This is a genomic window from Scandinavium manionii, assembly GCF_024764775.1.
Classification (GTDB): Bacteria; Pseudomonadota; Gammaproteobacteria; order Enterobacterales; family Enterobacteriaceae; genus Scandinavium; species Scandinavium manionii.
This window is the reverse complement of record NZ_JALIGC010000025.1, coordinates 23,413-32,657: the sequence shown is the minus strand read 5'-3', so window position 1 is coordinate 32,657 and position 9,245 is coordinate 23,413. Positions and strand designations below refer to the sequence as shown.

10 protein-coding genes and 4 tRNA genes are annotated in these 9,245 nt (G+C 49.7%); 13 read left to right on the top strand and 1 reads right to left on the bottom strand.

Annotation, left to right across the window (positions count from 1 at the left end):
- Positions 1–177 precede the first annotated feature (177 nt).
- On the top strand, positions 178–1,206 hold the full coding sequence (gene murB, locus MUU51_RS00420) for a UDP-N-acetylmuramate dehydrogenase (RefSeq protein WP_258966867.1): 1,029 nt from the start codon (positions 178–180) through the stop codon (positions 1,204–1,206).
- Positions 1,203–2,165, top strand: a complete 963-nt coding sequence (gene birA, locus MUU51_RS00415; RefSeq protein WP_258966866.1) for a bifunctional biotin--[acetyl-CoA-carboxylase] ligase/biotin operon repressor BirA — start codon at positions 1,203–1,205, stop codon at positions 2,163–2,165. Before murB ends, birA begins: the two co-directional genes overlap by 4 nt.
- A gap of 25 nt (positions 2,166–2,190) precedes the next feature.
- Here the strand turns inward: birA and coaA are convergent, their stop codons facing one another.
- The gene (coaA, locus tag MUU51_RS00410; RefSeq protein WP_258966868.1) at positions 2,191–3,141 is read right to left on the bottom strand and encodes a type I pantothenate kinase; all 951 of its coding nucleotides are present in this window, start codon (positions 3,139–3,141) and stop codon (positions 2,191–2,193) included.
- Between the two features lie 416 nt (positions 3,142–3,557).
- On the opposite strand from coaA, the gene MUU51_RS00405 reads away from it, so the two are divergent.
- The 11 genes from MUU51_RS00405 (at position 3,558) to rplL (ending at position 8,964) form a co-directional block, all read left to right on the top strand.
- A tRNA-Thr gene (locus MUU51_RS00405) sits at positions 3,558–3,633 on the top strand.
- Positions 3,634–3,641: 8 nt separating this feature from the next.
- Positions 3,642–3,726: transfer RNA gene (locus MUU51_RS00400), tRNA-Tyr, on the top strand.
- 116 nt (positions 3,727–3,842) lie between these two features.
- Positions 3,843–3,917, top strand: a tRNA-Gly gene (locus MUU51_RS00395).
- Positions 3,918–3,922: 5 nt separating this feature from the next.
- Positions 3,923–3,998 (top strand) — tRNA-Thr (locus MUU51_RS00390).
- A gap of 112 nt (positions 3,999–4,110) precedes the next feature.
- The gene (gene tuf / locus MUU51_RS00385) at positions 4,111–5,295 is read left to right on the top strand and encodes an elongation factor Tu (protein ID WP_258966865.1); all 1,185 of its coding nucleotides are present in this window, start codon (positions 4,111–4,113) and stop codon (positions 5,293–5,295) included.
- Positions 5,296–5,526: 231 nt separating this feature from the next.
- A complete protein-coding gene (gene secE / locus MUU51_RS00380; protein ID WP_049842136.1) occupies positions 5,527–5,910 on the top strand; it encodes a preprotein translocase subunit SecE in 384 nt (127 codons plus the stop codon).
- 1 nt (position 5,911) lies between these two features.
- Complete coding sequence (nusG, locus tag MUU51_RS00375; RefSeq protein WP_024548053.1) at positions 5,912–6,457, top strand: transcription termination/antitermination protein NusG; 546 nt, start codon at positions 5,912–5,914, stop codon at positions 6,455–6,457.
- 145 nt (positions 6,458–6,602) lie between these two features.
- Entirely contained in the window at positions 6,603–7,031 is a 429-nt protein-coding gene (gene rplK / locus MUU51_RS00370) for a 50S ribosomal protein L11 (RefSeq protein ID WP_110512487.1), read from the top strand.
- Between the two features lie 3 nt (positions 7,032–7,034).
- The gene (gene rplA, locus MUU51_RS00365; RefSeq protein WP_159776890.1) at positions 7,035–7,739 is read left to right on the top strand and encodes a 50S ribosomal protein L1; all 705 of its coding nucleotides are present in this window, start codon (positions 7,035–7,037) and stop codon (positions 7,737–7,739) included.
- Positions 7,740–8,034: 295 nt separating this feature from the next.
- The gene (gene rplJ, locus MUU51_RS00360; RefSeq protein WP_110512489.1) at positions 8,035–8,532 is read left to right on the top strand and encodes a 50S ribosomal protein L10; all 498 of its coding nucleotides are present in this window, start codon (positions 8,035–8,037) and stop codon (positions 8,530–8,532) included.
- Positions 8,533–8,598: 66 nt separating this feature from the next.
- On the top strand, positions 8,599–8,964 hold the full coding sequence (rplL, locus tag MUU51_RS00355) for a 50S ribosomal protein L7/L12 (protein ID WP_110512490.1): 366 nt from the start codon (positions 8,599–8,601) through the stop codon (positions 8,962–8,964).
- Positions 8,965–9,245 lie beyond the last annotated feature (281 nt).

The following is a 9,245-nucleotide window of genomic DNA, read 5'->3' as shown; positions in this document are numbered from 1 at the left end:
TAGTGTGGGGTCTCCCCATGCGAGAGTAGGGAACTGCCAGGCATCAAACAAGTAAGAAACCCCGACCGAAAGGCCGGGGTTTTTTGCGTTTATACGCAGCCTGTCCACAGCGTTATCCACAAGCCTTCCCTCCTTGAATACGGTACACTAGCCAGGTTTTTGCATCTGGAAGCTACTATGAATCACTCTCTAAAGCCCTGGAATACCTTCGGTATCGATCATCAAGCTGCTCGTATCGTTTGTGCCGAAAATGCACCGCAATTGTTGGACGCCTGGCAGCAAGCAACCTCAGAAAAACTGCCGACGCTGATCCTGGGTGAGGGTAGCAATGTCCTCTTCCTGAAGGATTATTCTGGCGTTGTACTGGTTAACCGAATCAAAGGCATTAAGGTCACTGAGCAGCCAGATGCATGGCATTTACATGTCGGTGCGGGTGAAAACTGGCACCTTCTGGTGAAGTTTACGCTGGAAAATGGTATGCCTGGACTTGAAAACCTGGCATTGATCCCCGGTTGTGCAGGCTCCTCACCTATCCAGAATATCGGTGCTTACGGTGTAGAATTACAGCGCGTGTGCGAGTTCGTAGATTGTATAGAACTGGCGACTGGGGTGGCGAAACGCCTGACTGCGGATGAATGCCGCTTCGGATATCGGGACAGTATTTTTAAGCATGAGTATCAGGACAGGTATGTCATTGTCGCCGTTGGCCTGAAGCTTCTGAAGCAGTGGCAGCCGGTTCTGAGCTATGGCGATTTAACGCGTCTGGATCCACAGACTGCCACACCACAAGAAGTGTTCGATGCCGTCTGTCATATGCGTTTGACTAAGTTGCCTGATCCGAAAGTTAATGGCAATGCGGGTAGCTTCTTTAAAAACCCGGTGATAACCCGTGACGTAGCGGACAAATTGCTGGCTTCCTTCCCGAATGCACCACATTATCCCCAGACTGATGGCAGCGTAAAGCTTGCAGCCGGTTGGCTTATCGACCAATGTCATCTGAAAGGCAAAAGTATCGGCGGGGCGATGGTACACCGACAGCAGGCTCTGGTGCTGATTAACGACAATAATGCGACCAGCGATAATGTTGTGGCCCTTGCTCATTACGTACGCCAGCAAGTCGGTGAGAAATTTGATGTCTGGCTGGAGCCTGAAGTCAGGTTTATCGGCGAGCATGGCGAAGTTAACGCAGTAGAGGTCATTGCGTGAAAGATAATACGGTTCCTTTAACGTTGATTTCGATTTTATCAGATGGCGAGTTTCACTCCGGTGAACAACTGGGTGAAAGATTGGGCATGAGTCGGGCAGCCATTAATAAGCATATCCAGACGCTACGTGACTGGGGTGTGGATGTGTTTACTGTCCCAGGAAAAGGTTACAGCCTTCCAGAGCCGATCCAACTGCTGAATGAAGAGTTCATCCGTAGCAGCATCAACGATGGCGCAGTAACTGTACTGCCAGTTATCGACTCTACTAACCAGTATCTGCTTGATAGACTGGCGAGCCTGCAATCCGGGGACGTCTGTGTGGCTGAGTATCAACAGGCTGGGCGTGGGCGTCGTGGGCGCAAATGGTTCTCACCTTTCGGTGCCAATCTCTATCTGTCCATGTACTGGCGACTTGAACAAGGCCCTGCGGCTGCAATTGGGTTGAGTCTGGTCATTGGTATTGTTATGGCTGAAGTTTTACAAAGCCTCGGAGCCGATAAAGTCCGCGTCAAATGGCCAAATGATCTCTATCTATTGGATCGCAAACTTGCTGGTATTCTTGTTGAATTAACCGGGAAAACCGGCGATGCTGCACAGATCGTGATCGGCGCTGGCATCAACCTAGCGATGCGCCGGGTTGAGACCGATGTGATCAATCAGGGCTGGATCAATCTCCAGGAAGCGGGAATTAAAATTGACCGCAATACGCTAGCTGTTCGATTAATTAAAGAGCTCCGTGCTGCGTTAGTGCTATTTGAGCAAGAAGGATTGACCCCTTATCTTTCCCGTTGGAAGAAGCTGGATAATTTTATTCACCGCCCGGTAAAACTGATCATCGGTGAGAAAGAGATATTTGGAACATCACGAGGAATTGATACGCAGGGAGCGCTCTTGCTTGAGCAGGATGGGGTGATTAAGCCCTGGATGGGCGGAGAAATTTCACTGCGTAGCGCAGAATAAGTAAAGGGAGCCGAGGCTCCCTTATTTATTTTCGCAACCGCACTTCATTGACCGAATGGTTTGCACTTTTGGTCAGAACCAGGCTGGCGCGTTCACGCGTCGGAAGTATATTTTCTTTAAGATTCACTAGGTTGATTTCATTCCACAAAGAAGTCGCAATATTGACTGCTTCGTCTTTGGATAATTTCGCGTAATTGTGGAAATAGGAATCAGGATGGGTAAATGCTCCCTCGCGGAATTTCAGGAAGCGGTTGATGTACCAATTTTTCAATAAATCTTCTGGCGCATCGACATAAATCGAGAAATCGACGAAATCGGAGACAAATACATGATGTGGATCATGAGGATAATCCATGCCGCTCTGCAGGACATTTAAACCCTCGAGGATCAAAATATCCGGATGCGTTACCGTCTTGTCCCCGTCAGAGATGACATCGTAAATTAAGTGGGAGTAGACAGGGGCGGTCACATCAGGGGCTCCTGACTTAATATCAGAAACAAACTTCACCAGGCGATGCATATCATAAGACTGCGGGAAGCCTTTCTTCTTCATCAGCCCGCGTTCTTTCAATACTTCATTAGGATGCAGGAAGCCATCAGTCGTAATCAATTCAACGCGGCGATGCTCTGGCCAGCGGCTGAGTAATGCCTGCAGCACACGCGCAGTGGTGCTCTTACCGACCGCTACGCTACCGGCAATACTAATGACATAAGGAATACGCGGAGTGTTGGTTCCCAGGAACTGTTCCAGAACAGCCTGTCGACGCAAACTTGAGCTGATGTAGAAGTTTAGCAAACGCGACAGTGGCAAATAGATCTCAGCCACTTCTTCCAGTGACAGGTCTTCGTTAATGCCTTTCAGCCGCGTGATTTCCCCTTCAGTAAGGGTCATCGGCACGGAATCACGAAGTGCAGCCCACTGGCTACGGTTGAACTGTAGATATGGCGTCATTAACGTTTGCTCTTTTTTGCTCATAAGCATGTTCTGCTCGCTGTCACCCATTCCGTCTGCCGAAACGTGATGAAGCGGCACTTTTCAGTTAATCAGGACAATGGGCAGGAGGTTAACACCAGATTGAATGGAATAAGAAGAAAAAATCAGATTTAGTGATGCTTTCATTAGAAAGCGTCACATCCTTGTTGCGACTGTCGCCATCATAGACAGTAAAGAGAACCTAAAAATGGATTCTATTAACGGGCAACCCACTTTATTCCCATGTTATGTGTAAAAGAGAAGAAGGAAAAGGGATGATTAGCCCATTTTTTGTCCGCCAATGATGGCTTTTGCACCACTTTAGCGTCGATGCGCGCAAAATATAAGCAAAGAGTCATTTTATGCAATTTTTTAGTTGCATGCCTGCGCATGTCTCCCTAAAATGCGCGCTACTTGATGCCGACTTAGCTCAGTAGGTAGAGCAACTGACTTGTAATCAGTAGGTCACCAGTTCGATTCCGGTAGTCGGCACCATCAAGTCCGGTGGGGTTCCCGAGCGGCCAAAGGGAGCAGACTGTAAATCTGCCGTCACAGACTTCGAAGGTTCGAATCCTTCCCCCACCACCACTTTCTGGCAGCGTTTGCGCCGCCTGGGTTGGTCGAGTAAAATTACCGACCCGAACAATAAAAGAGAGAAATCTCTTTTTTGTTACAGAAAGAACTGGGTAGCCGAGTTTCAGGATGCGGGCATCGTATAATGGCTATTACCTCAGCCTTCCAAGCTGATGATGCGGGTTCGATTCCCGCTGCCCGCTCCAGACGTGCTGATATGGCTCAGTTGGTAGAGCGCACCCTTGGTAAGGGTGAGGTCCCCAGTTCGACTCTGGGTATCAGCACCACTTCATCTCCTCCTCCCTGTTTCTCTCTGTTACTTGCATTCAACAAGTCAGGCATGTTGCCTGGTTGATGTGGTGATATCACCGATTTATCCGTGTCTTAGAGGGACAATCGATGTCTAAAGAAAAGTTTGAACGTACAAAACCGCACGTTAACGTCGGTACTATCGGCCACGTTGACCATGGTAAAACAACGCTGACTGCTGCAATCACCTCCGTACTGGCTAAGACCTACGGCGGTTCTGCTCGCGCATTCGACCAGATCGATAACGCACCAGAAGAAAAAGCTCGTGGTATCACCATCAACACTTCCCACGTTGAATATGACACCCCGACTCGCCACTACGCACACGTAGACTGCCCAGGCCACGCCGACTATGTTAAAAACATGATCACCGGTGCTGCGCAGATGGATGGCGCTATCCTGGTTGTTGCTGCGACTGATGGCCCTATGCCACAGACTCGTGAGCACATCCTGCTGGGTCGTCAGGTAGGCGTTCCTTTCATCATCGTGTTCCTGAACAAATGTGACATGGTTGATGACGAAGAGCTGCTGGAACTGGTTGAGATGGAAGTTCGTGAACTCCTGTCCCAGTACGATTTCCCAGGCGACGACACACCTATCGTTCGTGGTTCCGCGCTGAAAGCGCTGGAAGGCGAAGCTGAGTGGGAAGCTAAAATCATCGAACTGGCTGGTTACCTGGATTCTTACATCCCAGAACCAGAACGTGCGATCGACAAGCCATTCCTGCTGCCAATCGAAGACGTATTCTCCATCTCCGGCCGTGGTACTGTTGTTACCGGTCGTGTAGAGCGCGGTATCGTTAAAGTGGGTGAAGAAGTAGAAATCGTTGGTATCAAAGAAACTGCGAAAACTACCTGTACTGGCGTTGAAATGTTCCGCAAACTGCTGGACGAAGGCCGTGCTGGTGAGAACGTTGGTGTTCTGCTGCGTGGTATCAAACGTGAAGAAATCGAACGTGGTCAGGTTCTGGCCAAGCCGGGTTCAATCAACCCGCACACCAAGTTCGAATCTGAAGTGTACATCCTGTCCAAAGATGAAGGCGGCCGTCATACTCCGTTCTTCAAAGGCTACCGTCCACAGTTCTACTTCCGTACAACTGACGTGACCGGCACCATCGAACTGCCAGAAGGCGTTGAGATGGTAATGCCAGGCGACAACATCAAAATGGTTGTTACCCTGATCCACCCAATCGCGATGGATGACGGTCTGCGTTTCGCAATCCGTGAAGGCGGCCGTACCGTAGGCGCAGGCGTTGTTGCTAAAGTTATCAGCTAATCGCGGATAACATTTGACGCAATGCGCAATAAAAGGGCATCATTTGATGCCCTTTTTGCACGCTTTCGAACCAGAACCTGGCTCATCAGTGATTTTTTTTGTCATAATCATTGCTGAGACAGGCTCTGAAGAGGGCGTTTAGTCCGAAACGCAGCAGAGCATTTCGGTTTTGGTTGCCTCGCACTCTCGCGGGGCAAAGATGTTTATCGAATACTTGTGACAGGTTGGTTTATGAGTGCGAATACCGAAGCTCAAGGGAGCGGGCGCGGCCTGGAAGCGATGAAGTGGGTGATCGTTGCCGTACTGCTGATTGTAGCTATTGTGGGCAACTACCTTTATCGCGACATGATGTTGCCGCTGCGTGCGCTGGCCGTAGTGATTCTGATTGCTGCAGCGGGCGGTGTCGCGCTGTTGACGACCAAAGGCAAGGCGACCGTAGCATTTGCTCGTGAAGCGAGAACCGAAGTTCGTAAGGTCATTTGGCCGACGCGTCAGGAAACGCTACACACTACGCTGATTGTGGCCGCAGTTACTGCTGTCATGTCGCTGATCCTGTGGGGACTGGATGGTATTCTGGTTCGCCTGGTCTCTTTTATCACTGGCCTGAGGTTCTGAGATGTCTGAAGCTCCTAAAAAGCGCTGGTACGTCGTTCAGGCGTTTTCCGGTTTTGAAGGCCGCGTAGCCACTTCGCTGCGTGAGCATATCAAATTACACAATATGGAAGAGTTGTTTGGTGAAGTCATGGTTCCGACCGAAGAAGTGGTCGAAATTCGTGGCGGCCAGCGTCGCAAGAGTGAGCGCAAATTCTTCCCTGGTTACGTGCTGGTACAGATGGTGATGAATGACGCCAGCTGGCACCTGGTGCGTAGCGTGCCACGCGTAATGGGCTTCATCGGTGGTACTTCCGATCGTCCGGCGCCGATTAGCGATAAAGAAGTTGATGCGATTATGAACCGCCTGCAGCAGGTTGGTGATAAGCCGCGTCCTAAAACGCTGTTCGAACCGGGTGAAATGGTTCGCGTTAGCGACGGCCCGTTTGCAGACTTCAACGGTGTGGTTGAAGAGGTGGACTACGAGAAGTCCCGCCTGAAAGTTTCAGTCTCTATCTTCGGGCGTGCAACGCCGGTAGAACTGGACTTTGGCCAGGTTGAAAAAGCATAAATAAGCAGCAATTATTTGTTGTACAAGGCGCGAGATTGGCATACAATTTCGCGCCTTTTGTATTTATGGGCCTTGTGCACATAAATCACGTATTAATCACGGGGAGCCTCCTTGAGGCGCTATTACCCAATAGAGGAAATTGAGAATGGCTAAGAAAGTACAAGCCTACGTCAAGCTGCAGGTTGCAGCTGGTATGGCGAACCCAAGTCCACCGGTTGGTCCAGCACTGGGCCAGCAGGGCGTGAACATCATGGAATTCTGTAAAGCGTTCAACGCAAAAACTGAATCCCTGGAAAAAGGTCTGCCGACTCCTGTCGTCATCACCGTTTACGCTGACCGTTCATTCACTTTCATCACCAAGACTCCGCCAGCTGCGGTTCTGCTGAAGAAAGCTGCAGGTATTAAGTCTGGTTCCGGCAAGCCGAACAAAGAGAAAGTTGGTAAAATTTCTCGCGCTCAGCTGCAGGAAATCGCGCAGACTAAAGCTGCCGACATGACTGGTGCTGACATTGAAGCGATGACTCGCTCAATCGAAGGTACTGCGCGTTCCATGGGCCTGGTAGTGGAGGATTAAGAAATGGCTAAACTGACCAAGCGTATGCGCGTGATCCGTGAGAAAGTTGATGCAACTAAACAGTATGACATCAACGAAGCCATCGCTCTTCTGAAAGAGCTGGCCACCGCTAAATTTACTGAAAGCGTAGACGTTGCTGTTAACCTCGGCATCGACGCTCGTAAATCTGACCAGAACGTACGTGGTGCAACTGTACTGCCACACGGTACTGGCCGTTCCGTTCGCGTAGCCGTATTTGCCCAGGGCGCAAACGCTGAAGCAGCTAAAGCTGCTGGCGCAGAGCTGGTAGGTATGGAAGATCTGGCTGACCAGATCAAGAAAGGCGAAATGAACTTTGACGTTGTTATTGCTTCCCCGGATGCAATGCGCGTTGTTGGCCAACTGGGTCAGGTTCTGGGTCCACGTGGCCTGATGCCTAACCCGAAAGTTGGTACTGTAACGCCTAACGTTGCTGAAGCGGTTAATAACGCTAAAGCAGGTCAGGTTCGTTATCGTAACGACAAAAACGGCATCATCCACACCACCATCGGTAAAGTGGATTTTGACGCTGACAAACTGAAAGAAAACCTGGAATCCCTGCTGGTTGCGCTGAAAAAAGCGAAACCAACTCAGGCTAAAGGCGTGTACATCAAGAAAGTCAGCCTCTCCACCACCATGGGTGCTGGCGTTGCCGTTGACCAGGCTGGTCTTACCGCAGTAGCGAACTAAGATTAGCCTTTACGTGGGCGGTGGATTTGTCTACAATCTTCCCCCCACGATTCTGTTAACGTTGGTTAGCAGATACAGATTTGTTCGTTGGAGCCTGGCCTAATCCAGGCCTCCGTCGAAGACCGCAGGCGTTTCGTCAGAAACTTAATACCCTGCGTAGACGGTGACAGAACGCTAAGATTATTTTTGATACTCTTTGGCTTGTTTCTGCTCACCGTATTAAGACGCTCTTTCGTTGGAAAGAGTGAAGTGAGTTCCAGAGATAATCTCTGGCAAACATCCAGGAGCAAAGCTAATGGCTTTAAATCTTCAAGACAAACAAGCGATTGTTGCTGAAGTCAGCGAAGTAGCCAAAGGCGCGCTGTCTGCAGTAGTTGCGGATTCCCGTGGCGTTACTGTAGACAAAATGACCGAACTGCGTAAAGCAGGCCGTGAAGCTGGCGTATACATGCGTGTTGTTCGTAACACCCTGCTGCGCCGCGTCGTTGAAGGTTCTCAGTTTGAGTGCCTGAAAGACACGTTTGTTGGTCCGACCCTGATTGCATATTCTATGGAACACCCGGGCGCAGCTGCTCGTCTGTTCAAAGATTTCGCGAAAGCGAATGCAAAATTTGAGGTCAAAGCCGCAGCCTTTGAAGGTGAGTTGATCCCGGCATCGCAAATCGATCGCCTGGCTACACTGCCAACCTACGACGAAGCAATTGCACGCCTGATGGCAACCATGAAAGAAGCTTCGGCTGGCAAACTGGTTCGCACTCTGGCTGCTGTACGCGATGCGAAAGAAGCTGCTTAATAGCAGTTATCTTTATAACGCATTGGCTTACGTATAAACTAATTCTGATTTTCAGGAACAATTTAAATGTCTATCACTAAAGATCAAATCATTGAAGCAGTATCCGCTATGTCTGTAATGGACGTTGTAGAACTGATCTCTGCAATGGAAGAAAAATTCGGTGTTTCCGCTGCTGCCGCTGTAGCTGTTGCTGCAGGCCCAGCTGAAGCTGCTGAAGAAAAAACTGAATTCGACGTCGTTCTGAAAGCAGTTGGCGCTAACAAAGTTGCAGTGATCAAAGCTGTACGTGGCGCAACTGGTCTGGGTCTGAAAGAAGCTAAAGACCTGGTAGAATCTGCTCCAGCCGCTCTGAAAGAAGGCGTGAGCAAAGATGACGCAGAAGCACTGAAAAAATCTCTGGAAGAAGCTGGCGCTGAAGTTGAAGTTAAATAAGCCAACCCTTCCGGTTGCAGCCTGAGTAATTAGGCTGATGGCTGGTGACTTTTTAGTCACCAGCCTTTTTGCGCTGTAAGGCGCCAGTAGCATTTCACACTGTTTGACTGCTGGCTGTCCTGACAATGCTTGTTTCTATCGACGACTTAATATATTGCGACAGGGTGCTCGCCTTGTGTAAACCGCAACGAAATGGTTTAAGCGTGATAGCAACAGGTATTGCGGAAAGTGTTCCATTTTCCGGTCCACAAAATAGTGTTGCATAAACTGCCCCTCTAATG